A 22,873-nucleotide genomic window follows, 5' to 3' on the forward strand; every position below is an offset into this window, starting at 1 on the left:
CTCCCCTCATGCAGGCAGCAAGTCGATGACTGTTTCGATAATGATCTGGATAATCGGTACCGCCATGACCAGGATGAGAACCTTGCCAGCCAGCTCGATCTTGGAAGCGATTGCCCCTTGTCCCGCATCTCTCGTCATCTGTGCACCGAATTCAGCAATGTACGCAATTCCAATAATTTTGAGGATCGTTTCCAGAAATACGAGGTTCAGATCAGCCTGGACGGCCAACCGTTCGAGGATCCGGATTACTTCGGCAATTTTTCCGACGAGAAAGAAAAAGATGATGACGCCACTCGCGATCGCCAGCAAAAAGGCGAACATCGGCTTCTGTTCCTTGATGACCAGCGCGAGAATGGTAGCCACCAGCCCAAGTCCGACGATTTGTACGATTTCCATCTGCCCTTGCCTCCTCAGTTAAAAAGGAAGACACGTTTCACCTCGGTAAACAGATCGCCAATGTAGTGGGATACCATGTACAGGACGATGACAAACCCGACCAGCGTAGCCCAATGCGCGATTTCTTCCTTCCCTGCCTGCTTGAGTATGGCATGCAGGATCGCTGTGATAAATCCTACTGCACCGATCTGGAAAACAGGTGTCAAATCAAAACCCACTGTGAACACCTCGCCTTTAGAACATCAGGATGACGACCAGCAGTCCACCCAAAAACCCGAGACTCTTGTACATCTTTTCGTATTTCGCTTGCTCGACCCGCGCCTCTTCCTCCAGTCCCCGCAAATGGGTGACGGCGAGCCGCAGATGTTTTTGCTGGTCTTCCCGGTCGGAGGAACCGAGTACTTGCGAAAGGCTTGCCAGCACATCGCCTTCTTGCTTGCGCAGCGCCGTCTGCGACCAATGACGGCTCATCGCCTGCCGCAGAGAATCTTCAGCGGAGTGTGCCTTTTCTGTCACTAAGAGCTCTGCAGCGAAGACAAACATTTTGCCGACTTCCTCGTTTACGCGATTGCCCACCTTTACAAATGCGCGGTGGAGCGGGGTCAAGCCGTAGACGATTTCCGTCTCCAGCATTTGCAGGGCGACGAGCAGGGCGCGAAGCTGGATCGGGCGATACGCGTAATAACGTCCAATCTGCCATCCGACCATGGAAGCGGAAAACAGGATCAGCACTGCTCCAATCAGCTTGACCATGCCACCTTCTCCTTTTCCACTCGTTTTAATTGCTGGTCGTAAATAGCTTGGATCGTTCCGACTCCTTGCGAGCGACTCAGCACGATGTAGCGAGAGAAGGCGCCATACTGAATCAGCTTGCCAAGCATCGGTCTTTGCGCCACTTCGGAAACATCAGCCCCATGTGCCGAGCAAATGACGGCGACACCCGCGTGAATCGCTTCCCAGACAGCCTCTCCGTCTTCCGGTCTGCCTACTTCGTCTACGATCAGAACATCCGGGGACATCGAGCGAATGAGCATCATCATGCCGGCAGCTTTGGGACAAGCATCAAGCACATCCGTACGTGGGCCTACATCTCGCTGAGGCACTCCTTGGAGGCAGCCTGCCAGCTCCGAACGCTCGTCCACGATCCCTACCTTGCGACTCGACGCCCATTCACTCCCGTAGCTGATAGAGCGGGCCATGTCACGCAGCAGCGTCGTTTTCCCGCATTGCGGCGGGGAGATGAGTAACGTATTTTGCAGCTTCCCCCCCTCAAACAGGTACGGCATGACCTTCGTCGCTGCTCCTTTTTTCTCGCGGGCGATCCGGATGTTGAAGCTCGTTACATCCCGAATCCCCTTTACTTCGCCTCTGTCCAGCACCACCTTGCCAGCAATACCGATCCGGTGACCACCAACGACAGTGATGTACCCGCGCTTCAGCTCTTCCTCCAGCGCGTACAGGGAATGCTGGCTTACCTGATTTAGCAGTTTCACTGCGTTTTCCTCGGTAAACAGCCACCCTTGCTTGGCGATCGCTGTAAGCTGGCCGCTTGGCGTCACGTAGCTGGATTGTTGGCCGTAACGGATTTCTAGTGGCTGATTTTGCCGAAGCCGTATTTCCTCCAGATGCTCTCTGACCGCGGAGGGGAGGGCGGTCAAAATGCTTCGTACGGAAGCGGGCAAGATCGCCAGTATCTCTCTCACAGCAGTAACCCTCCTTTTGTGGCCAGATATTCATCCAGCCTTTGTCCACATTGACTTACCTCCATCCTATGCACGGCTGGACGAGATTTATGCTAAGAAAACTCTACGAGTCCTCCTCAACTTGCATCCTGTACTCTCGCAGAATTCTATTTTTTCCTCCACTCAAAAACTCGGCGGACGAAGCCTTCTGTGATCCCCTTTGCCCCCGTGTAGGTTCACTTCGCGTCACGCTGCCCTGCTGCTGGATCAGAATCTTTTCCCATCTTATCTGCACAAAAAAATCGCCCTGCACGATACGCACAGGACGGGCTGCATAGGCTTCGTTTTCAGAAGCTTTTAGGTGGGATTGATAGCTTCGATCTCCGATCCCGCATGATACGGCTCGATGACGAAATGATAGTAACCGTCTTCATCTACACCCTCATGCAAGAAAATCATCTCCTGACAAGACGGGCATGCAAATTCATACGTGGTTTCCAAATGATCTTCGTCGTCCACGGATTCGTACACGCGGGCATCCTCATCATCATCCAGATCATAGTAGGTAACGTATTCGTCATCCTCGCTGTCTTCGCAATCGGTGACAGTCTCATAGAGCTCCTCCTCGTTGTCAAACAGGATCAGCTCCACATCCTCCAGATCTTCATCGATCGCTTCCATGTAATCCTCTGTTTCCTCGATCCTCATATGCAGCTCGCGAAATTCATTTTGCACCTCATCCAGAATACCCACGATTTCTACCAGCAGCTTGCCTTCTGCACTCTTTTCGCTCACATCCAGCCCATCTGCCAGACCGCGCAAGTATGAAATTCGCTCTGTCAACGATTCGAGCATGATCATTCCCCTCCTCTTGTCCATTCCTTCCTCTATCATTCCCAGAGGAGTAGATGGTTACCAGTGGAAGGAATTGGGGATTTATTTGCGCACCCCTATCAAAATGCACGAAATGCCGACCAAGATCCAAGCCAGCTTGGAAAAGCTGATACGATCCGACATCCCCAGAAGGCCAATGGTGGTCGTCGTAATCAAGATAACGGGTCCCACAATCGCCAGCCCGGAATTAATGAGAAGAGCTTTTTCCACTTCATTTACTTTCAGGATCAGCAGAGCAGCCAGGATTTCCAAGCTCCCAGACAGTATGCGCAGCGCTGCCATGCCGATAATTGCTTTTTCCCACATCTCGCTCGTCCTCCCTTTCTTCCACTCTATGCTTGTACCTAGTTCGTTCAGCACTCCTCTGGGCAATCGCCTAGAGACGCAAGCCTTCACTCCTGCTCAGCAAGAGGCATACACTGAACCATACGCCTAGAAGAAATGAGGAAACAGCCTATGCTAGACTGCGACCACCCTTTTTTGCCCGTTCATTGGGCAAATCCCTCCGGTTCCAGGCGAGAAAAGCCGCGGGCAGAGGGGTTGACGATGGTCATTGACAAAGGCGTCGGACTTACCGCCTATCGAGATCTGCTGGAAATGGCCTCTCCTTATATGGATATATACAAGTTAGGCTTTGGCACAGCGGCTCTGTATCCTGATGAGCTGCTAAGGCAAAAAGTGCATCTAGCGGTCCAGTACGGGCTGCACATTATGCCAGGCGGCACTTTCTTTGAGATCGCCCTGCGACAATCCCCCATCTCCGCTTACATGAAAGCGATCAAATCGGCTGGCTTTAACGCTGTGGAGATTTCAGACGGTACCTTTCCGCTGAGCGCAGAACAGCGTAGAGCTGCCATCACGGCAGGCTGTGAAGCTGGACTGTTCGTTTATTCCGAGGTAGGGAAAAAGGCTTCGGATTATCGAGCGGAGCGTGAAGAGCTTTTGAAGACGCTGCAGGCAGACCTAGAAGCTGGGGCCAGTCATGTGATCGTGGAAGCGAGAGAAAGCGGCACGGTAGGCATCTTTGACAAAAACGGCCGTGCAGATGACACATTTATACGAGATGTCGTCAGAGCTGCCGGTGAACGGGCGAGTCGTCTCATCTGGGAGGCTCCCCAAAAAGAGCAGCAAGTGCTGTTGATCTGCACACTCGGCACAACAGTAAACTTAGGGAATATCCACTATCAGGATGTCTTGTCAGTGGAGACGCTTCGTCGAGGCTTACGGGGAGACACTGCTGCTATCATGGAGGCAGGGAGGCCTGCCGCGTGCGAATAGAAGTTGTTCCATCCGTGGAGGAAATACGGTTCGATCAGATTAGCAACCATGTGGTCATCGTGATCGACGTTCTGCGCGCCTCCAGTACCATTGTAACGGCTCTCGGCAACGGCTGTGTTTCCGTCATTCCCGTAGAGACAATCGGTCAGGCAAATGCTTTACGCACAGCAGGCTGCCTGCTAGCTGGCGAGCGTCACTGCCGCAAAATCCCGGATTTTGATTGCAACAACTCTCCCACTGAAATCGCTGCTCGAACATTAACTGACAAACAGCTGATCCTGACCACCACAAACGGAACACGTGCCATCCAAAAGGCAGAGCGAGCCGCTGCCCTTCTGATTGGCTGCTTCCTCAATGCCACCGCCTGTATGTCCCACGCTCTGAGCTTTCATCTGGACGTCACACTGTACTGTGCAGGAACGCGCTCCGAGTTCGCCCTCGAGGATGGATTGGCAGCGGGACTCATGATCGCTCAGGCACAAAAAATGGCACCTCATTTTCAAGTCTGTGATCTCGGAGAGGCTCTCAAGGCAAGCTACTTGTATTTTGCAGACAGAATCGGTGAGCTTTTGCCGCAAACCACTACGGGAAGACGCCTGATGCAGCATCATTTTGCGGACGATGTATCCTACTGTGCAAAAGTCGATCAGTACCGTCTCGTTCCCTTCATCAAGGAGAAACGCATACTCCCACACCTTGTCTCATAGAGTGAAAGGAGAACAGGGACAGGGGTTTTGATGCCAATGATGTCTGGAGAAGTGATGCTCGTCATCCTAATCGTGATAGGGTTAATAGGCCGTTCACCGATCATCGCTACTGCCGCGAGCATCCTTTTGGTTCTGAAGCTCACGGCGCTGGAACGTTTTTTTCCTTCCGTAGAAAGACGCGGGCTGGAGCTGGGGTTGCTATTCCTGACGATCTCCGTCCTCGTTCCCTTTGCCAGTGAAAAAATATCGTGGAAAGATGTGCTCCCCTTATTCACTACCGTCGTCGGCTTGACTGCACTGGCGGGTGGGGCACTCGCCACCTGGATGAACGGCAAAGGACTCGATCTGCTTCGGACCGAGCCCCATATGATCGTCGGCTTGGTCATTGGCTCGATTATTGGTATCGTCTTTCTGCGGGGCATTCCGGTCGGCCCTCTCATGGCTGCGGGCATAACCGCTTTCGTGCTGAAGCTGTGGGAATGGCTCGGGGGACGATAATACAAAAAGGCAGTACCCTTCGAGTGGGTACTGCCTTTCTTTCGTCTTTCCCTTTTTATGCGCGAGAAACGTATGCTTCGGTACGAGTATCGATGATCAGACGCTCGCCTTCTTCTACGAAAAGAGGCACGTTGACAACGAATCCTGTTTCCAGGGTAGCTTTTTTCGTTACGTTGGAAGCAGTGTCGCCTTTTACGCCTGGCTCACACTCGGTAACCACGAGTTCAACTGTGTTTGGCAGCTGAATTCCGATGGTTTCACCGTTGTACTGCATGATTTGCACGTTCATGTTTTCTTTGAGGAAGCGAAGTTCGCGCTCGATTTGGCTGTGAGTGAACGTCATTTGCTCATACGTTTCCGTATTCATGAAAGTGTAGTCATCGCCGCTTGCATACAGATATTGCATTGTGCTGGATTCAATCCGCGCAGGGTTTACTTTTTCGCCGCCGCGGAAGGTCATTTCAGTCGTATTGCCGTTACGCAGATTGCGCAGTTTGGAACGAACGAATGCCGCACCTTTACCCGGTTTTACGTGTTGGAATTCAAGAACCGTGTAAATGTTGCCGTCTACTTCGATCGTCAAACCTGTCCGAAAATCGTTCACAGAGATCATGATAGTCCTCCCAAATCAATCGATAACAGGATAAGTATAAATTACACCGGTAAAATGATCAACTCTTTCGTGGACTTGTTGAGTACCTCGTGGCCCTCCGCCGTGATCAGCACGTCATCCTCGATCCGAACGCCACCTAAGCCACTTACGTAAATCCCTGGCTCCATCGTAACCAGCATGCCTGGCTCCAGTACAAACGTGCTGACCGTGGAGAGGCTTGGCAGCTCATGCACCTCAATACCCAAACCATGTCCTGCACTGTGCCCGTAGCAGTCACCATAACCTGCAGCCGCGATAATGTCCCGAGTTGCAGCGTCCGCTTCTTTCCCCGTCACACCCGGCTTCAACGCCTCCACCCCGGCGATCTGGGCACGCAGAACGATGTCGTAGATTTCTTTCATTTTGGCACTTGGCTCCCCTACGGACAAGGTACGCGTAATATCAGAGTTGTACCCTTTGTAAGCAGCACCAAAATCGAGGGTGACCATTTCGCCCGCTTGAATGATTTTTTCGCTTGCCCGACCGTGCGGCAATGCACCGCGAGGACCGGATGCGACGATCATGTCGAAGGCAGAACCGGATGCGCCTTGCTTCCGCATGAAAAATTCCAGTTCCAGCGCTACGTCTTCTTCGCGCACTCCAGGTCGGATATAGCTTTGAATATGCGCAAAACCCGCTTCGGCAATACGCACCGCTTCTCGGATGATGACCATTTCCGACTCATCCTTGAACATGCGGATTTTTTCCAGCAGGCCGCTTGTTGCTACGAGCTCTACGCCATCAAAGGCTTTGCTCCACTCTTGATGTGTCTGGAAAGAAACAGAGCTTTCGAATGCCAGACGCTTTACTCCTTTTTCTTTCAGAAGCTTTGCGATCGCTTCTACTGCTTTGCGCTCGTTGTTAACAACCGTGAAGTGAGGAGCTTGTTCCCCAGCCTGCTCCACATAGCGGAAATCCGTTACGAGAAACGCTTCCTTTTCAGTTACGACGACCCACCCCGTAGAACCGGTGAATCCACTAAAATAAAATCGGTTTTCCGCCTTTTCTGTGATCAGAGCATCTGCCCCCACATTTGCCAAAGCCTCGCGCAATTTGTCCAGACGTTGTTGCATGACAACCTCCCCTTTCTATGAACAACCCATTGGTCTATTTTTTCTCGATTTTACGAACCAGTGCACGCAATGCCCACTCGTATCCGTCTGTTCCCAAGCCGACTACCTGCCCAACGACAACAGGGGCGATCACGGATTGATGCCGGAACTCTTCTCTCGCGTGAACATTGGAAATATGTACTTCAATGGTTGGCAGAGCTACACTCGCAAAAGCATCGCGAATCGCGTAGCTGTAGTGTGTAAATGCACCTGGATTGATTAGGATCCCATCATGCACGCCTTTTGCGCGATGAATGGCGTCGATCAGTACGCCTTCGTGATTGGACTGAATGTGCTCCAGTTCGCCACCCAGCTCTTGCATCACCTTGCGCAGGTTTGTGACCACGTCCTCTAGCGTTTCACTGCCGTATACTCCCGGTTCCCGCATTCCCAATAAATTGAGATTCGGCCCATTCAGCACCAGAACGGAAGCCATCGTTCATCCCTCCCAGGTAGGATTTCTCATAAAAAGTTTTTTTACTAATGAAACATTTTACCACAAGCCTTGCAGAGTTCAACTGTCGATCCACTGTTTTAAGAAAGATGGCAAGATTCGCACGCTAACGGGCAGAAATGGGCGTTTCCACCCATCATTAGTTTGCTATTCTTCATCAGATGCCTCGAGGGTCAAGGTCATCCCGATAAACAACCCGTAAGACAAATACCAAGCAGCTTCTGTACTAAACGTGGACATCTCCCAATTCCCGATCCGAAAGAAAAATCCTGCTACCAAGAGCATAACAGCCCCCAATACCAAACCGCTCCACCACACTCTCATCTTGCCAAACAGCGTGGAAAAAATAGCGGAGACGATCAGGGACTCTACAAACAGAAAGATAACTCCCAGACCGAGGGCAGCAAGGGATTTCTCATCGATTCCAGCCAGGATCGGACGTGCGAACGAGCCTAAGCCATAGGGGGTCAAATTTAAAAAATGGGCAATCAAACGGATGATTCCCCAGAAGATTGTCCCCCAGAAAGCGACTTCCAATATTTTTTTCGATGCGCTCTGTTCCGTTCGCTGCTCTTGTTTATGCTGTTCACTCTGTCTTCCCCGCAAACCTCTAAAACTTCTCCGAGTTTTCGTTGCATCCACTCTCCATCACCTCGTCTCTAGTATGTGCGTTGCTGCTGTTTTTCACTAATTGTTGACATTTACTTGTTAGGCCATGAACTGTATGTAGCTTCAAGACTCTATTTCCGTTAATATAGGGAATAAGGATGGTGATTCAAGTTGGCGCAGCAAATCGTACCTAGCTACGGTGGTCAGGCCGTCATTGAAGGTGTCATGTTCGGTGGCAAATCCATGACCGTCACAGCTATTCGGAAAAAAAATCAAGAAATTGAGTATTTTGAAGCACCCCGTACGGAATATAAATGGATTACTCCCTTGAAAAAGATTCCGTTCTTGCGTGGGGTTGTCGGATTGATCGAATCCGCTGCAAACGGGGCAAAACACCTGAACTTTGCCTCTGAACGCTACAACTCAGAATCCGGCGAAGAAGTGACGGAGAGTCCTTCCCGCTTGACGATGATTCTCGGCGTAACCCTCGTAGGTGTCCTGTCTTTCTTGTTTGGGAAATTTGTCTTTACGCTCGTCCCTGTATTCCTAGCCGAGTTCCTTCTGGGAAAATGGGTGCCGGATGGCGTCCCGCAGACGCTTGCAGAGGGCGGCTTCAAAATTATTCTGCTTCTCGGCTACATCACCGCGATCGCGAAAGCACCGATCATCAAAAGGCTGTTTCAATACCATGGGGCAGAACACAAGGTGATTAACGCGTTCGAGTCCGGGGTAGAATTAACAGTAGCCAATGTACAAAAATTTTCCACCCTGCATTATCGTTGCGGTAGCAGTTTTCTCATATTCACGGTGTTCGTTGGCGTAGTGATTTACTCCCTGTTCCCTTATGATTCCCTGACGGAACGAGTCATACAGCGCATCGTTCTCCTGCCAGTCGTAATGGGCGTCTCTTATGAGGTGCTGCAATGGACAAACAAGCTCCGTGATACACCTGTCCTGCGTTTTCTGGGATACCCGGGATTGTGGCTGCAAAAAATTACAACCCGCGAACCGGAAGACCATCAGGTGGAAGTGGCCATCGCCTCCTTCCTGAAAATGCGCGAGCTTGATCAACAACAGGTCCAAGAGAGAATGGCAGCGAATTGATAACGTGAGGCATTTTTGAATCTCTCAGAGGTGAGGCCCTATGTTACGCCGCATTCCACCAGTGATTTTGATCGTAATGTTGCTGGCCATTTACGGTTTTCTGTTGACGTTCATCGAAGACCCTGTGAATACGTTGATCATTCTGGGGTTGTCTGTTTTGCTCATCATCGTGGTGCGCAACTACTTGCGTACAGGATCGTTTTTCCAGCGTAGCAGCGGGCCTCGCAAACCGAAGCCAACCAAGCCGAAGTCGCCTGGATTGCGACAAGCGACCAAAAAGCAGGCTCCCACCCCCAGGAGAGATCATCCTTTCCGAGTCATTGATGGCAAAAAAGGAAAGGCCAAGCAAAAACAGGACGACCAAAACTCACACAACAACATTTCGCATTGAACGAAAAAGAGACAGACAGCCGGTTGCAGCTGTCTGTCTCTTTTTTATCCCCCCTTTTCTTAGACCAGATGCTTGGGGGACGTATTCCGAAAAACCTTGACGTACTCCTCGAAGTCCCATTTCCCCAGAAAGCGCTGCGCCGATTCCTCCCCGGACGTGAACAGCTTTTGACGAAGCTCGAGAGGCATTTGAAACTGAGTAGCACGAATCCCGAGCGTGTTGATGAAAATGGTACGGACAGCACTTGCTTTCTCTACGTACAGTCTGTCGTGTGCGTCCAGCATCGTCGTCAGCAGGCCTCGCGTAAACGAAAAGAGCCCGTGTATAGGTGTCGCTTCCGTTTCGATCTTATTGTCGTGCAGTCGAAATCCGATCGTCGGCCACTGTGGTTTGCCTGGCACATCAAATAGCCAAACCGGATAGTTGCTGAGTAAAGCCCCATCGACAATATAATGGTTCTGTCCCTCGCTTTGCAGATGAGCAGGCTGAAAAAAGAAAGGAATGGAGGAGGACATCCGCGCTGCTTTCGCAATCGGGAAATCATTGGGTTCGATATCGTAGCGCGGCAAGTCATCCGGCAAAACCAGCATCTTGCCCGCAGTTACATCTGATGCGACTATTCGCAGCTTTTCCGGCGGCAGATCCCCGAATGTACGAATCCCCTTGCGACGCAGCAGCTCCTCGATAAACAGCTCCAGGCGATCTGCTCGAAACAGGCCTTCGTGAAACACGAGCTCAATGATCGGGCCAATCACGGGAAGACGCCCCAGCCCTTTTCGCTGAAGAAAAAATAGATAATCCATTTCTTCAAAAATCGGCTTCAGCTCCAGGCTGGTATAGCCAGCGCTCAGCAAGGCGGCTACAATCGAGCCAGCCGATGTTCCCGCGACTTTTTCCCATGTGTACCCATGCTCCTCCATGACCTTCAAGGCTCCGATAAAAGCGATCCCCTTCACCCCTCCACCTTCAAAGACCGCGTCCGCTTTCATCTGCTCGCCCCCTGTGACTGGAATTTGAAATCTCTTTACCAAATATAGGGGGATAGCCTATCCATTACGACTAGAAAACTCGGAATTGCCGAGCATTTCCATGCGAAAGCTTGGCTGCGCAAAGAACGTCTTGCTTTCTCACTTCGTTCGAAGTCTCGCTATGTAGCATGTATACGGGCTCGGAATCTTTTCCCTTTTTTCTACACAAGAAAAGCGTAAGCCACGTCGGCCTACGCTCTCATTTCCCCACCTATGCTATTCTTCTTTTTGCTCATCTTCCTGACGAATGCGCCGCAGCTCTTCCATCCGGATAGGATCTGCCTGAAAGTATTGAACCAAATATTCCAAGCAAGTGATCGACTCCCAGCTCAAGTGGTGTTCGATCCCTTCCACGTCCTGATAAATATGATCTTCATCGACACCAATCACCCGCATGAATTCCTCCAGCAGGCTATGACGATCAACGAGCCGTTTGCCTATCTTTTTCCCTTTTGTCGTCAAAACAAGACCACGGTACTTTTCGTAGACAAGGTATTTATCTTTGTCCAGCTTTTGTACCATCTTCGTAACCGAAGAGGGATGTACTTCCAACGCTTCAGCAATATCGGAGACACGAGCATAGCCCTTTTCTTCAATTAAGCTGTAAATGCGTTCCAAATAGTCTTCCATACTCGGCGTCGGCATGTGAACCCCTCATTTCAAACCGTATTTCTGACGTCCTTCGAAAAACCCGGGTTATCGCCAAAAAGCGCAAGCCATCATTTTTCTTATACTATCGCTTCCGCATAGTACAAAAAAGCACGTAGAAATATAATACCGCGTAATGAAAACGATTTGCAAGGGGAACCTGCCTTAGTGGACCTGTTTTTCCGTTTGCGGGTTCATCGATTGGATGTACTGGACCAGCTGTTTGCCCAGCAATTCAAATCGGGCCTGCAGACGCTCGTCCTTTAGCTTGCCTTCCGGTGTGAATGCGTTGTAAGCATTTGGAATGCTTGGACTTGCAGGAAGCGGCCATGCATGCAAATTGCGCATGATGAGTTGCAGCGTATTGACCGTATTGGTTGCTCCCATACTTCCCCCTGCTACTCCAATAATGGCAACCTGCTTATCCCGTAAATGGCGACCTTCCAAAAAGTCCAAGCTATTTTTCAGCGCCCCTGTCATCGTACCGTGATACTCGGGTGAACCGATGACTAGCCCGTCTGCTTCCGTAATTTTCTGGATAAAATCATGAACCACCTTTGGATAGGTGGAGGAATCCTCGCGATTGTCATATAAAGGCATTGGCCACTCACCCAAATGAATGAGCTCTACTTTTGCACCTGCCGTTTTTGCTGCATCAAGAACGATGCTCACTGCCTTTTTCGTAGCGGAATCGGCGTTCATGCTCCCGGAAATTCCTACAATTTTCACGAAACGTCACCTCGTTTTCACTATTTACCTGTTGTCCTTATCCATTATATGCAATTTACCATAAATAGCAAACATTAAAGTTTAATTAGTATCCTCGGTTCTGAACAAGCCTTGCATCCTCATACACTTGTACCAAGTTGGAAATAAGGATGATGCCTATGGACAAAGGCGCTTGGCAAATCGCCGTTCTTTTTGCAGGAGCTGCCCTTGGGGGTACGTATCTGGGTGGATATGAGTGGCTTCGCTTCTTTGCTTATTTCGGTTCCTGGGGAACGATCGGGGCGGTGCTCGCCAGTCTTGCCCTCGGATGGTTTGGCTATTCTGTTTTGAGTATTTGTTATCGTGCCCACATCCGTTCCTTGCACGAGCTTTTTTTGCACTGGTTCGGGGAAGCGTTTGGTCCTACGCTTTCCGTTCTTACTCATTTGTTTTTATTAGCGTATGCAGGCGTCATTACCGGACAGTTTGCGATGCAGGCACCGGCTGGAGCATCCCCGCTCCTCTTTGTCCTCGTCCCCGTGCTTGTCGCCATTGTTTGGCTGCAAAAGGGCTGGTCATGGCTGATTTCTGGGATGTCTGTCTCCCTCGCTTCGGGATTTCTGCTGTTCGGATTGATCTTCCTGGAACAACCCCATGTTCCTATCCCCAATCTCGGTTATCAGATGAACCTGAACTGGATCGTTCATGCCCTGCTGTACGTTGGACTGCACTTTTTGCTTTGCCTAGCTGTAGCCATTCCTTTGGTAAAGAATGTCGCACACCCACAATCCATTCGACTCGGGGTTGGCATCGGCTCCTTGCTGTTCTTTCTCCTTCTCATCACCGGACATGCGATTTTGTTGTCTTACTGGCACGATGTTCATGCTTCTGCATCTCCCTTCAAGCTGATCATGCTGCAGCTGATCCCCAAGGGTGACTGGCTGCTCGGCTTGTTTTCCCTCTTTCATGGGGGCGTCCTCATCGCAGCGATCCTGTACGCCCTCGCCGTGCCCATTACAGACCGCCATGATCTTCAGCTCCTGCCACTGCTCCTGGTGATGCTGTCCTTTCTCGCCCTGTTTGCTCTGCTCCCCATGGCGTTAAGCTGGAGTGTCCCGCTCATTGCCTCGGGTACTACCTACTGCGGCCTTGGCCTGTTAATTCGCTTCATCTGGAAACGCCAAGCCCCCAAATAAACGGATCCCCTGGGCAAATAGACTCCAGGGGGTCTTCGTCTACCTATACAGGCAGCGTGATATGTACGGTCGTTCCTTTTTCCGGCTCACTCTCGATCGTTAAACTGCCCCCGTGCTCTTCCAAAATGCGATAGCTGACCATGAGGCCAAGTCCTGTTCCATTTTCCTTCGTCGTATAAAACGGCTCCCCAAGACGTGGTATCCGGCTTGGATCGATCCCTTTTCCTGTGTCACGGATGCTGATACGGATACGCGATGGGGCGAGTCTCGTGCTTTCCACGTAGATATCTCCCCCCTGAGGAAGCGCCTCGATCGCATTCTTGCAGACATTAATGAAGACCTGCTTCAATTGATTTTCATCACAAGAGATAGTCGGCAGACTCCTCTCGAGATGGTCGTGAAAGATGACGTTGTTCATGTTTGCTTGGCTTTCCAGCAAGGAGATGACATCATAGATGATTTGCGTCGGTTTTTTCTCCTGGAATTTCATCTGCTGTGGCTTGGCCAATACCAGCAGCTCGCTCACGATAAAATTGATCCGGTCCAGCTCTGCCAGCATAATTTCGCAGTAGCGCGGGTCAGCGAGCGAGGCTTGCAGCAGCTGCACAAATCCTCGCAAGGAAGTTAGCGGATTTCGAATTTCATGCGCAATACCTGCGGCCAGCTGTCCGATCGCAGAGAGCTTGTCCGTTTGTCGCAGCAGTTCTTTCGTGTGCATGACCTCGGATACATCTCGAGAGACAATCATGACACTATCGAGCTTACCCGCTTCATCCAGAATGGGATTGTATCTGGATTCGATCGAGATCCAGTGCCCTTCCTGATGTCGGATGCGAAACACAATCGTCGTCCCGCTGCATTTTTCCCAATCCCGAGTGAAAACCTTTGCGACCATGGCCAGATCGTCTGGATGAATCAAACCGGCGAGTTCATCCGGCTTCATCGCGACAAGCTCATGGATGGGGTAACCAAGCTGCTTCGTGTGGGAAGCAGATGCGTACAGGACGTTGCCATTCGGCTGATAGACAAAAATCATGTCCGACATGTTTTCTGTGATCAGGCGATAATTGGCTTTGCTCGCTTTGAGCTCCTGCTCGATTCTTTTTCGCTCCGTCAGATCTCGAGAACAGCCGATTATCCATGCGACCTCTCCCCTCTGATTGAAAACGGGGGTCAACGTATAAGAAACCACGAGCGGCGATCCGTTTTGGTGTACCCACGTTTCACAACCGCTGGCAGTACTGCCCTGCAAAACCTGAGTGTACATCGCTTGAATATCTTCACTTCGTTTTTTATGTAGATGCGGCTGTTTTTTCCCGAGCAGCATTTCTTCTGTGTATCCCGTCAGCTCTGCGTAAGCGTGATTGATCCGCTCAATTCTGCCCTCTGCATCCATGATCGCGATCGCATCAGTGGGATGCTGCAGCAAGGCTTCCAATAGCACTTGCGTTTGCTCCAGGTCGGCTCCTCCCTGCCTGCTCCGATGAAAGGTGCGCCAGTTCCCATACAGCAGCCAGATGATTGCCCCGCCTAGAATGACAGGAATGATACTGAGATGCGGTGTGTTGATCAGCTGTTTATTCGACGCGAGCAAATAAAGAGTGAACGGGAACCACCCCGCGAGGAATAGAAAAAGAATGAATAAAGGATGATACCCAATGCGATTCATTACGACCTCCACGATCTTTGGTGTGCGAACTTCGGCTTTATGTGAGGATGGATAGCTAGGAAGTATGTCGTATAATCCGTGACGCTCATTCACAAAAATCAGATAATGGAGAACTTTTTTAGGACTCTTAAAAATTATACGACTTTTCTAAGTTCGTGACTATTCCTTGTCACTCGACATTGTTCGACACACTCTCTTTCGTCCGAGCCCATAAAAATAGCGCCCTTTTCAAGGACGCTTTTGTTCTCTCTTTGCTATTGCGTTGCTTCGGATTCCGTTGATTTCCCCCTTTGGCTGCCGACCGTGTTTTCCCTGTAGGCTGGTGATGCCAAGTCAGTTATTTGAGTCACCGCGGAGAATACGACATGAACAGCCTCTGCGAGACGCTCGCGGTCGATCTTCTCTACTGTGTCCTCTGGCTGATCCCGCCAAGAATCTGCCGGGGCTCTCGTGAGGAGGGCGGACGGTATGCCTGCTTCTGTGAGAGCCAGATGATCACCCGTTTTCTCTCCCCGATCATTCCAGACCGTAGAGAACACGGCACCGCTGCTCTCTGCCAGGGAGACAGGCAAACTTTCTGTTCCTTGCTCATCCGTTACCGTGAGATCTCCCGCCTCCCTGCTCCCGACAGCATCCAGACAAAAAGCAGCGATGGTTTTCCGCCTATCGGCATCCGAGAGGGATTCTACATACGCAGCTGGTCCTCTCTCCCCTGCCGAAGTCGAGCCAAAGCTCACCAGGCGCACCTCCGTATCGATCGGTCGCTCCGCTAGCATCCTCGCGACCTCCAGTAAGGCTGCAACGCCGGAAGCCCCGTTGTTCGCACCTGGTGATTTTGCAGCGCTGTCATGATGAGCGGTCACAAGCACGGTCTGTCCTGTTCCTGCCTGGGCCGGCTTTCGAGATGCCACGATATTGTACGAGGTCTGCCTGGTCGTTAATCCACCGTCTACCTTTACGGTTCCTTTGAGCCCTCCCTTTTTTAGCGCCTCCTGCAGCCTGCTTCCCTGCTCTTTTGATAGGGAAACCACGGGAACAGACATATCAAGCGGCTCTCCAAGTGTTGCCTTCCTATTGTCCTCCCGATCATTCCAGATGACAACCGCCACAGCACCGGCAGCAGCTGCCTGTCTAACCTTTTCCCCGAATGTCGTCTGTCCTCTTTTTATCAACGCAATTTTCCCTCTTGCTTTCCCATCCTGAAAGTCAGCAGCAGTTCCAAAGCCGCTGTCTACCAGCTCCCCTGTTCCTGTCCCGTTCGGACCGTATGTAAAGCTGCGCACATCCCACGCAGAGTCCTTCCATCCCTCCACAGAGAGGGTGAGACTGGATGGCTGGCGATAGGTGTAGTAGTAAAAAGGCTGCAAGTCGGTTTCATAGCCGTATGCACGAAGCTGGTTCTCTACATAAACAGCTGCTGCAAACTCGGACTCCGTAGCGGGTGGCCGCGGTGTACGCGCCAATTTTTCCACATGCTCATATAGCGTATCTGCATCGATCCATTCAGGCACCGATTGGGCATTTGCCTCTGTGAAGAAGGGCAACGGCAGCAGTAGCAGCCCACCGGCTAGCAAGGCAGTCAGCGAGTAATTTCGTAACGGTCGCACGGCAGTTCCCTCCTTACGTCCTCTTTGCCTTTTTATTATGAGCCGATGCTGCAAACAGCGTCTAGTCAGAATAGTTAGTCAAATACCTTCATCCCACGCCAGCGGACGACAGCTTTAGTTTTCCTTCCCCCTATTCTTCCTTCCGTCTGATGTCGAATCAGAAATACCGTCGATTCTTGCTTTTTCAGCATGCGCTCCGACAGCATTATATTTCTTTATAGACACGGCTTTTTCTGACGAAATAATTGATAGCCTTTTCGCTACTTTCAAATTGACCCTCCTGTGTCGATTTGCTAAGGTTGAGTCATAAAAACCGCTGGAAGGGTTAGCAACCAATTGTTCGTAAGTAGGGTAATTGCAGATTGTTCTAGCAATTCATTCCTGTCATCATTATTCTTGAACTGACCGAAGGAGGACTCACCATGCTGTATGTAGGTGGAAAATGGGTAGAAGAAGGGGAAGTAGCCGTTCATCCAGAGGATCGAGGTTACAACTTTGGAGACGGGATTTACGAGGTTGTGCGAATCTACAAAGGCAAAATGTATCAATGGGATGCTCACCTCACCCGCTTGTTCAGAAGTGCACGGGAGATCAAAATGGAGCTGCCTTGGACTGCTGACGAGCTGAGCACGCTCGCCCAGCAGCTGCTGGAGAAAAACAACATTACGAAAGATGTGGATGCAACTCTCTATCTGCAAGTCTCTCGCGGCATTTCCCCTCGCGTTCACGATATACCAGAAAAGACTGAGCCTGTCCTCATGGCTTTTGCCCGTCCGAAAGCACGCCCTCTGGCAGATATGAAAAAGGGAATGACTGCGCAATTGATCGAAGATATCCGCTGGCTTCGCTGCGATATCAAAACGTTGAACCTCTTGGGTGCTGTTCTCGTGAAACAGTACGCAAAGGACGCGGGCGCTCAGGATTCGATCCTTCACCGGAACGGTATCGTGACCGAATGCAGCTCCGCGAACGTTTTCGCGGTTAAAAACGGCGCTCTCTACACGCACCAGGCAGACAACATGATCCTGCACGGTATCACGCGCCAAGTCGTCATCGACCTCGCAAAGGAAAATGGCATTCCTGTTCACGAGGAAGCCTTTACCACAGACTTCCTGAAGCAAGCTGACGAAGTGTTCTTGACCAGCACTACCGCAGAAATCATGCCGTTGGTGTCTGTAGACGGACAGCCCGTAGGAACCGGTGCAGTTGGCCCCCTTTCCCTAAAGCTGCAAGAGCTGTTTGAGCAGCACATCAACGAGAGCGTGCTTGTCTAAAGAACGAAAGCTCCCTCGGTCATCTCGATGGCCTCGGGAGCTTCTTTTGTTCTAGTGCGGTTAATACTAGCGCCGCAAATTCCACTCGTCGGTCGAATATCGCGTGCGCGCCAGCTCTTCTGCCAGCGCCAGCTCTTCTGCAGTCAGCTCCGTTGGCACCAGCTCTACTTCCAAACCAGATGCAAAGCCCGGCCCAAATGCTGCGATCGCTTCCTGCAAACCAATAGGACGAGGACTCACTTCGTTGATCGTGACTGCTTTCTGGCGGAAGCTGTCCATCATTCTTTCCTTGACTCGCTCAGACGGGAAGTTCAACAGGGAGAACAACAGCTCTACGTCCATGTCCAACAGGATGGAGCCATGCTGGAGGATGACCCCTTTTTGTCTTGTCTGCGCGCTGCCCGCTACTTTTTTCCCTTCTACCACGAGCTCATACCAGGAAGGAGAGTCAAAGCAAGCAGACGAGCCAGGAGAGCTGTACTTCTCTTTTTCTTCTTCACTGGCGAGCGACACCATCTCTGCCTTCAGTCCCAAATTTTGAAAACCGTGCAGCAGCCCAAGACTTATGATCTTGTAGGCTTCTGTCACGCTGGAAGGCATTTTGGGATGGTCCTCGGACACGATCACACTGTAGGTGAGCTCATTATCGTGCAGAACCGCACGTCCCCCTGTCGCCCTGCGCACAAAGCCCAAACCGCTCTCACGCAAAGCCTCCATGTTGATTTCCTTGACTGCCTTTTGAAAATAGCCAATCGACAGCGTGGCTGGATTCCATGTGTAAAAACGAACAGTAGGCGGTACCTTGCCTTCACTGTGCAACTGTAAAATCGCTTCATCTACTGCCATATTCATCGCGGGAGACATCGCTTCCGTCACGATATAACGCCACTGTTCCATTCTATGTACCTCCCTCTTCACTACGCATCCATTGTAGCCTTCTGCCGGGGGAATCGGCAATACCTCTGTGGGCTTCCTTTACCCTGCTGTTTGCTCAAGCAAAGCGATGACCTTCACCAAAGAATCCGTGTGAGAGTCTTCCTTCATCCGGTTCATTAGCTGGAACCGATTTTCCTCCAGCTTTTTCAGTGCAGCAAGAAACGTGGATTCTGTCAGCTCCTCCTCCAAAAGAACCTCGCAAAAGCCTCTTTTTTCAAACGACCGCGCATTTACTATCTGATCCCCGCGGCTGGCAGTTTTGGACAAAGGAATGAGCAGCATCGGCTTTCGCAATGCCAGGTATTCGAAAATAGCATTGGAGCCAGCCCGGGATACGACCATGTCGGCCATCGCCAAGAGATCAGGAAGCTCCTCTTTGACATATTCGTATTGACGGTAGCCTGCCCTTTGAATCGAATCATCGCATTGACCCTTGCCGCAGATATGAACCACCTGATAGCTCTCCAGGAGTGCAGACAGCTGGGAGCGAATGACTTCATTGATGCGTCGTGCGCCCAGGCTACCTCCCATCACAAGCAGAACCGGCTTTTTGGGCGTAAAACCGCAGGAGGAGATACCATGCTCCCGAGAGCCCTTCAAGAGCTCAGCGCGGATCACAGCTCCTACATGCACCCCTTTTGCTTGTGGCAGATGCTGGACCGTTTCTGGAAAGGTCACACAAACCTTGCTCGCGAATGGCACAGACAATCGGTTGGCGAGCCCTGGAGTCAGATCCGATTCGTGTATGACCACAGGCAATCGGTTCATCCACGCCCCTAGTACCACCGGCACCGAAACGAAGCCTCCCTTTGAAAAGATCACGTCCGGCTTCCACCTTCGCAAAAAGAGAAAGGCCTCCCCGATTCCTTTGGCGACACGCAGCGGATCCGTGACATTTTTCCAGTCAAAATAACGCCGCAGCTTCCCGGTGGAAATCCCGACGTACTGAACTCCTGCCAGCCCGACTACCAGTTCCTTCTCGATGCCGTTTGTGGAGCCCATATAGGCGACCTCCCAGCCAGATTCGAGAAAATGGGGAATCAACGCAAGATTGACGGTCACATGTCCTGCAGAACCACCGCCGGTAAAGACAATTCGCTTTTTCATCCCGACACCCCCATACCCCTCATCATAACATCGCCATATGGAAAGAAAAACCGCCCAAATGATCAGGCGGTTTCTCGCTTCTCTTGGCTATTAAGCTTGCGGCTGGTAGCGCAGGATTGGTTTGCGTGCAGCGGTTGCTTCGTCCAGTCGTTTTACCACAGTGGTGTGTGGCGCTTCCTGTACGAGCTCCGGAGTTTCTTCGCACTCACGGGCAATCTGCAGCATCGCGTCGATGAACTCATCCAGCGTTTCTTTGGTTTCGGTCTCGGTTGGCTCGATCATCAGGCACTCGTCGACGATCAACGGGAAGTAGATGGTTGGTGGATGGTAGCCAAAATCCAAGAGACGTTTTGCAATATCGAGTGTACGAACACCCAGTTTCTTTTGAATCACGCCAGACAAGACGAATTCGTGCTTGCAAACCTGATCAAACGGCAGATGGTAAGCCGTAGCCAGGCGGCGCATCATGTAGTTCGCGTTCAGCACTGCGTTTTGGGATACTTGCAGCAAGCCTTCTGGACCCATCGTACGAATGTAGCTGTACGCGCGAACCAGGATACCGAAGTTTCCGTTGTAGCCTTTTACGCGGCCGATAGATTGTGGACGGTTGCTATCCCAGTAGAATGTGCCATCTTCTTTTTTCTCCACGATTGGAGTTGGCAGGAATGGCTCGAGTACTTTTTTGACCCCGACAGGACCTGCACCCGGTCCGCCACCGCCGTGAGGACCCGTAAAGGTTTTGTGCAAGTTGAGATGCACCACGTCAAAGCCCATATCCCCTGGTCTGGCAATACCCAAGATCGCGTTTGCATTGGCTCCGTCATAATACAGGAGTCCGCCGGCTTCGTGCACGATTTGTGCCATTTCCACGATATCTTCTTCAAACAGACCCAGCGTGTTTGGATTGGTCAGCATCAGTGCAGCGGTGTCAGATCCAACTGCATCACGCAAAGCTTGGATGTCTACCAAGCCGCGCTCATTCGACGGGATCGTTACGGTATCGAGACCCGCAACAGCTGCAGAAGCTGGGTTGGTACCGTGCGCAGAGTTCGGCACGATGACTTTTGTGCGATGTCCTTCCCCGCGGCTCTCGTGGTAAGCACGAATCATCATCAAACCTGTCCATTCCCCTGCTGCCCCAGCTGCTGGCTGCAGAGTTACTTTATCCATGCCCGTGATTTCAGCCAGTTCTTCCTGGAGGTTGTAGAGCAGCTCCAGTGCGCCTTGTACGGTTTCTTCTGGTTGGTACGGATGCGTTTGAGCAAAGCCAGGGTAACGAGCAATATCCTCATTAATTTTCGGATTGTATTTCATCGTGCAAGAGCCGAGCGGATAGAAGCCGTTGTCTACCCCGTGGTTGCGACGAGACAGCTCAGTGTAGTGACGAACGAGCTGCAGCTCGGATACTTCCGGCAGCTCCGCAGGTGTTTCCCGGATGAGATGCTTCGGCAGCAGGCTGGCTACTTCTACCTCGGGCACATCCAATTCAGGCAGATTGTAGCCCACACGGCCTGGTTTGCTCATTTCAAAAATCAGTGCTTTCTCCTGGTTTTTATGCACGGGTGATCGCCTCCAGTTCCTGCGCCAGTTGGTCAATTTCTTCTTTCGTTCTCAGTTCCGTTACGGCCAGGAGCATATGGTCCGCAAACTCTGGATAATCCAGTCCCAGATCGTAGCCGCCGATAATGCCTGCAGCAAGCAGGTTTTTGTTTACTTCTGCTACTGGTTTGGACAGCTTCACGGCAAATTCGTTGAAGAACGGCGAAGCGAAAACAACTTCCAGCCCTTTTGCTTGCAGGGCTTGTTTGGCATAGTGCGCTTTTTGCAGGTTCATCATCGCCATTTCCTGCACACCCTGCTTGCCGAGTGCCGTCATGGTGATGGATGCTGCCAAAGCGAGCAGCGCCTGGTTGGAGCAAATATTCGAAGTCGCTTTTTCACGACGGATGTGCTGTTCACGAGCTTGCAGCGTCAGTACGAAGCCACGCTTGCCATTTTCATCTTTCGTTTGACCGACGATACGACCTGGCATTTTGCGCATCAGCTTGGTAGTGGTCGCAAAGTAACCGCAGTGTGGTCCGCCAAAGGAAGCCGGAATACCGAATGGCTGCATGTCGCCTACCACGATGTCCGCGCCCAGCTTTCCTGGAGCTTCCAGCACGCCCAAAGCAAGCGGGTTGGAGGAAGTGATCAGGAGTGCGCCGTTTCCATGTGCGATGGATTCGATCGCAGACAGATCCTCTACGTTGCCGAAGAAGTTCGGGTATTGGACAATCACTGCTGCTGTGCTGTCATTGATCAGAGCTTCCAGCGCTTGTGGATCCGTCACGCCGTCACTGTTGATGCCGACCTCAATCAGCTCTACGTTTTGGCCGTACGCGTACGTTTTCAGAACGCCGCGTGCTTCTGGATGTACGGCGCGAGAGACGATTACGCGCTTTTTGCCAGTATGTCCAGCAGCCATCATCGCAGCTTCCGCCAGCGAAGTCGCGCCATCATACATGGACGAGTTTGCGACTTCCATACCTGTCAGCTCGCAAACCATGGTCTGGAATTCAAAAATCGCTTGCAGCTCGCCTTGGCTGATTTCCGGCTGGTACGGTGTATACGCAGTGAAAAATTCCCCGCGAAGCAGCATGTGGTTGACTGTGCTTGGCGTGTAGTGCTGATAAACACCGGCACCCAGGAAGTTTACGTGCGTGCTGAAGTTGACGTTTTTATTGGACAGACCGGTAAAGTATTTGACCAGATCTGGCTCAGAGAGTGCTTCCGGGATTTGAAGCGCACCTTTGAAGCGCACTTCCTCTGGAATGTCAGAAAACAGTTCTTCTACGCTGGAAATGCCGAGTGTGTCCAGCATTTCGCGCTTGTCCTGATCGGTTTGGGGCAGGTAGCGGTATTTCACGAACGTAGTCCTCCTTTA

At 51.4% G+C, this 22,873-nt stretch carries 27 protein-coding genes; 7 read left to right on the plus strand and 20 right to left on the minus strand.

Features of this window, described 5'->3' with window-relative positions; translation table 11 throughout:
- Window positions 1-6: 6 nt before the first annotated feature.
- The 6 genes from spoIIIAD to EDM59_RS08525 form a co-directional block, all read right to left on the minus strand.
- Window positions 7-396, minus strand: a complete 390-nt coding sequence (gene spoIIIAD, locus EDM59_RS08500) for a stage III sporulation protein AD (protein WP_092268124.1) — start codon at window positions 394-396, stop codon at window positions 7-9.
- Between the two features lie 14 nt (window positions 397-410).
- On the minus strand, window positions 411-614 hold the full coding sequence (gene spoIIIAC / locus EDM59_RS08505) for a stage III sporulation protein AC (RefSeq protein WP_055743465.1): 204 nt from the start codon (window positions 612-614) through the stop codon (window positions 411-413).
- Window positions 615-630: 16 nt separating this feature from the next.
- On the minus strand, window positions 631-1,149 hold the full coding sequence (gene spoIIIAB, locus EDM59_RS08510) for a stage III sporulation protein SpoIIIAB (RefSeq protein ID WP_092268123.1): 519 nt from the start codon (window positions 1,147-1,149) through the stop codon (window positions 631-633).
- The gene (gene spoIIIAA / locus EDM59_RS08515) at window positions 1,137-2,099 is read right to left on the minus strand and encodes a stage III sporulation protein AA (RefSeq protein ID WP_122923165.1); all 963 of its coding nucleotides are present in this window, start codon (window positions 2,097-2,099) and stop codon (window positions 1,137-1,139) included. The genes spoIIIAB and spoIIIAA overlap by 13 nt, the downstream gene beginning before the upstream one ends.
- 336 nt (window positions 2,100-2,435) lie before the next feature.
- On the minus strand, window positions 2,436-2,933 hold the full coding sequence (locus EDM59_RS08520) for a CD1247 N-terminal domain-containing protein (protein WP_122923166.1): 498 nt from the start codon (window positions 2,931-2,933) through the stop codon (window positions 2,436-2,438).
- Between the two features lie 81 nt (window positions 2,934-3,014).
- Window positions 3,015-3,278, minus strand: coding sequence for a YqhV family protein (locus tag EDM59_RS08525; protein ID WP_122923167.1), 264 nt, complete (start codon window positions 3,276-3,278; stop codon window positions 3,015-3,017).
- Between the two features lie 150 nt (window positions 3,279-3,428).
- Between EDM59_RS08525 and comA the strand changes: the two genes are divergently transcribed.
- Genes comA through EDM59_RS08540 form a run of 3 tightly spaced genes read left to right on the plus strand, consistent with a single transcriptional unit; the run spans window position 3,429 to window position 5,455 of the window.
- Window positions 3,429-4,250 carry a phosphosulfolactate synthase gene (gene comA / locus EDM59_RS08530; RefSeq protein WP_122923168.1) on the plus strand — a complete coding sequence of 274 codons (822 nt, stop codon included), beginning with the start codon at window positions 3,429-3,431 and terminating at the stop codon, window positions 4,248-4,250.
- Complete coding sequence (locus EDM59_RS08535) at window positions 4,241-4,957, plus strand: 2-phosphosulfolactate phosphatase (protein WP_122923169.1); 717 nt, start codon at window positions 4,241-4,243, stop codon at window positions 4,955-4,957. Before comA ends, EDM59_RS08535 begins: the two co-directional genes overlap by 10 nt.
- 36 nt (window positions 4,958-4,993) lie before the next feature.
- Window positions 4,994-5,455, plus strand: coding sequence for a DUF441 domain-containing protein (locus tag EDM59_RS08540; protein ID WP_092268117.1), 462 nt, complete (start codon window positions 4,994-4,996; stop codon window positions 5,453-5,455).
- Window positions 5,456-5,510: 55 nt separating this feature from the next.
- On the opposite strand, the gene efp is transcribed toward EDM59_RS08540, so the two are convergent.
- The 4 genes from efp to EDM59_RS08560 form a co-directional block, all read right to left on the minus strand.
- Window positions 5,511-6,068 (minus strand): elongation factor P, encoded by a 558-nt coding sequence (gene efp, locus EDM59_RS08545; RefSeq protein WP_122923170.1) that lies wholly within the window; start codon window positions 6,066-6,068, stop codon window positions 5,511-5,513.
- Between the two features lie 41 nt (window positions 6,069-6,109).
- A complete protein-coding gene (locus EDM59_RS08550) occupies window positions 6,110-7,180 on the minus strand; it encodes a M24 family metallopeptidase (RefSeq protein ID WP_122923171.1) in 1,071 nt (356 codons plus the stop codon).
- A 34-nt stretch (window positions 7,181-7,214) separates the two neighbouring features.
- A complete protein-coding gene (gene aroQ / locus EDM59_RS08555; RefSeq protein ID WP_122923172.1) occupies window positions 7,215-7,655 on the minus strand; it encodes a type II 3-dehydroquinate dehydratase in 441 nt (146 codons plus the stop codon).
- Between the two features lie 165 nt (window positions 7,656-7,820).
- Complete coding sequence (locus tag EDM59_RS08560; RefSeq protein ID WP_246010941.1) at window positions 7,821-8,279, minus strand: YqhR family membrane protein; 459 nt, start codon at window positions 8,277-8,279, stop codon at window positions 7,821-7,823.
- Between the two features lie 174 nt (window positions 8,280-8,453).
- Between EDM59_RS08560 and EDM59_RS08565 the strand changes: the two genes are divergently transcribed.
- Complete coding sequence (locus EDM59_RS08565; protein ID WP_122923174.1) at window positions 8,454-9,386, plus strand: DUF1385 domain-containing protein; 933 nt, start codon at window positions 8,454-8,456, stop codon at window positions 9,384-9,386.
- Window positions 9,387-9,426: 40 nt separating this feature from the next.
- Window positions 9,427-9,777 carry a hypothetical protein gene (locus EDM59_RS08570; RefSeq protein WP_122923175.1) on the plus strand — a complete coding sequence of 117 codons (351 nt, stop codon included), beginning with the start codon at window positions 9,427-9,429 and terminating at the stop codon, window positions 9,775-9,777.
- 59 nt (window positions 9,778-9,836) lie between these two features.
- On the opposite strand, the gene EDM59_RS08575 is transcribed toward EDM59_RS08570, so the two are convergent.
- The 3 genes from EDM59_RS08575 to EDM59_RS08585 form a co-directional block, all read right to left on the minus strand.
- Window positions 9,837-10,766: a patatin-like phospholipase family protein gene (locus EDM59_RS08575; protein ID WP_122923176.1), complete on the minus strand. Its 930-nt coding sequence runs from the start codon at window positions 10,764-10,766 to the stop codon at window positions 9,837-9,839.
- Window positions 10,767-11,021: 255 nt separating this feature from the next.
- Window positions 11,022-11,450, minus strand: a complete 429-nt coding sequence (gene mntR / locus EDM59_RS08580; RefSeq protein ID WP_092268110.1) for a transcriptional regulator MntR — start codon at window positions 11,448-11,450, stop codon at window positions 11,022-11,024.
- 168 nt (window positions 11,451-11,618) lie between these two features.
- Window positions 11,619-12,182, minus strand: a complete 564-nt coding sequence (locus tag EDM59_RS08585; protein WP_122923177.1) for an NADPH-dependent FMN reductase — start codon at window positions 12,180-12,182, stop codon at window positions 11,619-11,621.
- A 158-nt stretch (window positions 12,183-12,340) separates the two neighbouring features.
- Between EDM59_RS08585 and EDM59_RS08590 the strand changes: the two genes are divergently transcribed.
- Window positions 12,341-13,357, plus strand: a complete 1,017-nt coding sequence (locus EDM59_RS08590) for a hypothetical protein (protein WP_122923178.1) — start codon at window positions 12,341-12,343, stop codon at window positions 13,355-13,357.
- Window positions 13,358-13,400: 43 nt separating this feature from the next.
- Here the strand turns inward: EDM59_RS08590 and EDM59_RS08595 are convergent, their stop codons facing one another.
- From EDM59_RS08595 to EDM59_RS31005, 3 genes are all read right to left on the minus strand, one after another.
- A complete protein-coding gene (locus tag EDM59_RS08595; RefSeq protein ID WP_122923179.1) occupies window positions 13,401-15,026 on the minus strand; it encodes a PAS domain-containing sensor histidine kinase in 1,626 nt (541 codons plus the stop codon).
- A 254-nt stretch (window positions 15,027-15,280) separates the two neighbouring features.
- The gene (locus EDM59_RS08600; RefSeq protein ID WP_122923180.1) at window positions 15,281-16,633 is read right to left on the minus strand and encodes a M28 family peptidase; all 1,353 of its coding nucleotides are present in this window, start codon (window positions 16,631-16,633) and stop codon (window positions 15,281-15,283) included.
- A 114-nt stretch (window positions 16,634-16,747) separates the two neighbouring features.
- Window positions 16,748-16,903, minus strand: a complete 156-nt coding sequence (locus tag EDM59_RS31005; RefSeq protein WP_183192844.1) for a hypothetical protein — start codon at window positions 16,901-16,903, stop codon at window positions 16,748-16,750.
- A 152-nt stretch (window positions 16,904-17,055) separates the two neighbouring features.
- Between EDM59_RS31005 and dat the strand changes: the two genes are divergently transcribed.
- A complete protein-coding gene (gene dat / locus EDM59_RS08605) occupies window positions 17,056-17,907 on the plus strand; it encodes a D-amino-acid transaminase (protein ID WP_122923181.1) in 852 nt (283 codons plus the stop codon).
- A gap of 66 nt (window positions 17,908-17,973) precedes the next feature.
- Here the strand turns inward: dat and EDM59_RS08610 are convergent, their stop codons facing one another.
- The 4 genes from EDM59_RS08610 to gcvPA all read right to left on the minus strand — a co-directional run bounded on the left by EDM59_RS08610 (window position 17,974) and on the right by gcvPA (window position 22,855).
- The gene (locus EDM59_RS08610) at window positions 17,974-18,804 is read right to left on the minus strand and encodes a lipoate--protein ligase family protein (RefSeq protein WP_122923182.1); all 831 of its coding nucleotides are present in this window, start codon (window positions 18,802-18,804) and stop codon (window positions 17,974-17,976) included.
- Between the two features lie 78 nt (window positions 18,805-18,882).
- Window positions 18,883-19,950, minus strand: coding sequence for an undecaprenyldiphospho-muramoylpentapeptide beta-N-acetylglucosaminyltransferase (locus tag EDM59_RS08615; RefSeq protein ID WP_122923183.1), 1,068 nt, complete (start codon window positions 19,948-19,950; stop codon window positions 18,883-18,885).
- Between the two features lie 90 nt (window positions 19,951-20,040).
- Complete coding sequence (gene gcvPB / locus EDM59_RS08620) at window positions 20,041-21,510, minus strand: aminomethyl-transferring glycine dehydrogenase subunit GcvPB (RefSeq protein ID WP_092268102.1); 1,470 nt, start codon at window positions 21,508-21,510, stop codon at window positions 20,041-20,043.
- Entirely contained in the window at window positions 21,503-22,855 is a 1,353-nt protein-coding gene (gcvPA, locus tag EDM59_RS08625) for an aminomethyl-transferring glycine dehydrogenase subunit GcvPA (RefSeq protein ID WP_122923184.1), read from the minus strand. Before gcvPA ends, gcvPB begins: the two co-directional genes overlap by 8 nt.
- Between the last annotated feature and the right edge of the window lie 18 nt (window positions 22,856-22,873).

The sequence above is a fragment of the Brevibacillus nitrificans genome, from assembly GCF_003710965.1.
Classification (GTDB): domain Bacteria; phylum Bacillota; class Bacilli; order Brevibacillales; family Brevibacillaceae; genus Brevibacillus; species Brevibacillus centrosporus.

Excerpts from the sequence above, each read along its gene's own strand:
- EDM59_RS08595 (WP_122923179.1), bottom strand. The coding sequence starts at position 15,026 with ATGAATCGCATTGGGTATCATCCTTTATTCATTCTTTTTCTATTCCTC.
- EDM59_RS08615 (WP_122923183.1), bottom strand. The coding sequence starts at position 19,950 with ATGAAAAAGCGAATTGTCTTTACCGGCGGTGGTTCTGCAGGACATGTG.
- spoIIIAD (WP_092268124.1), bottom strand. The coding sequence starts at position 396 with ATGGAAATCGTACAAATCGTCGGACTTGGGCTGGTGGCTACCATTCTC.
- EDM59_RS08610 (WP_122923182.1), bottom strand. The coding sequence starts at position 18,804 with ATGGAACAGTGGCGTTATATCGTGACGGAAGCGATGTCTCCCGCGATG.
- EDM59_RS08540 (WP_092268117.1), top strand. The coding sequence starts at position 4,994 with ATGATGTCTGGAGAAGTGATGCTCGTCATCCTAATCGTGATAGGGTTA.
- efp (WP_122923170.1), bottom strand. The coding sequence starts at position 6,068 with ATGATCTCTGTGAACGATTTTCGGACAGGTTTGACGATCGAAGTAGAC.
- aroQ (WP_122923172.1), bottom strand. The coding sequence starts at position 7,655 with ATGGCTTCCGTTCTGGTGCTGAATGGGCCGAATCTCAATTTATTGGGA.
- EDM59_RS08575 (WP_122923176.1), bottom strand. The coding sequence starts at position 10,766 with ATGAAAGCGGACGCGGTCTTTGAAGGTGGAGGGGTGAAGGGGATCGCT.
- dat (WP_122923181.1), top strand. The coding sequence starts at position 17,056 with ATGCTGTATGTAGGTGGAAAATGGGTAGAAGAAGGGGAAGTAGCCGTT.
- EDM59_RS08550 (WP_122923171.1), bottom strand. The coding sequence starts at position 7,180 with ATGCAACAACGTCTGGACAAATTGCGCGAGGCTTTGGCAAATGTGGGG.
- spoIIIAB (WP_092268123.1), bottom strand. The coding sequence starts at position 1,149 with ATGGTCAAGCTGATTGGAGCAGTGCTGATCCTGTTTTCCGCTTCCATG.
- EDM59_RS08570 (WP_122923175.1), top strand. The coding sequence starts at position 9,427 with ATGTTACGCCGCATTCCACCAGTGATTTTGATCGTAATGTTGCTGGCC.
- EDM59_RS08520 (WP_122923166.1), bottom strand. The coding sequence starts at position 2,933 with ATGCTCGAATCGTTGACAGAGCGAATTTCATACTTGCGCGGTCTGGCA.
- EDM59_RS08590 (WP_122923178.1), top strand. The coding sequence starts at position 12,341 with ATGGACAAAGGCGCTTGGCAAATCGCCGTTCTTTTTGCAGGAGCTGCC.
- EDM59_RS08525 (WP_122923167.1), bottom strand. The coding sequence starts at position 3,278 with ATGTGGGAAAAAGCAATTATCGGCATGGCAGCGCTGCGCATACTGTCT.
- comA (WP_122923168.1), top strand. The coding sequence starts at position 3,429 with ATGCTAGACTGCGACCACCCTTTTTTGCCCGTTCATTGGGCAAATCCC.
- mntR (WP_092268110.1), bottom strand. The coding sequence starts at position 11,450 with ATGCCGACGCCGAGTATGGAAGACTATTTGGAACGCATTTACAGCTTA.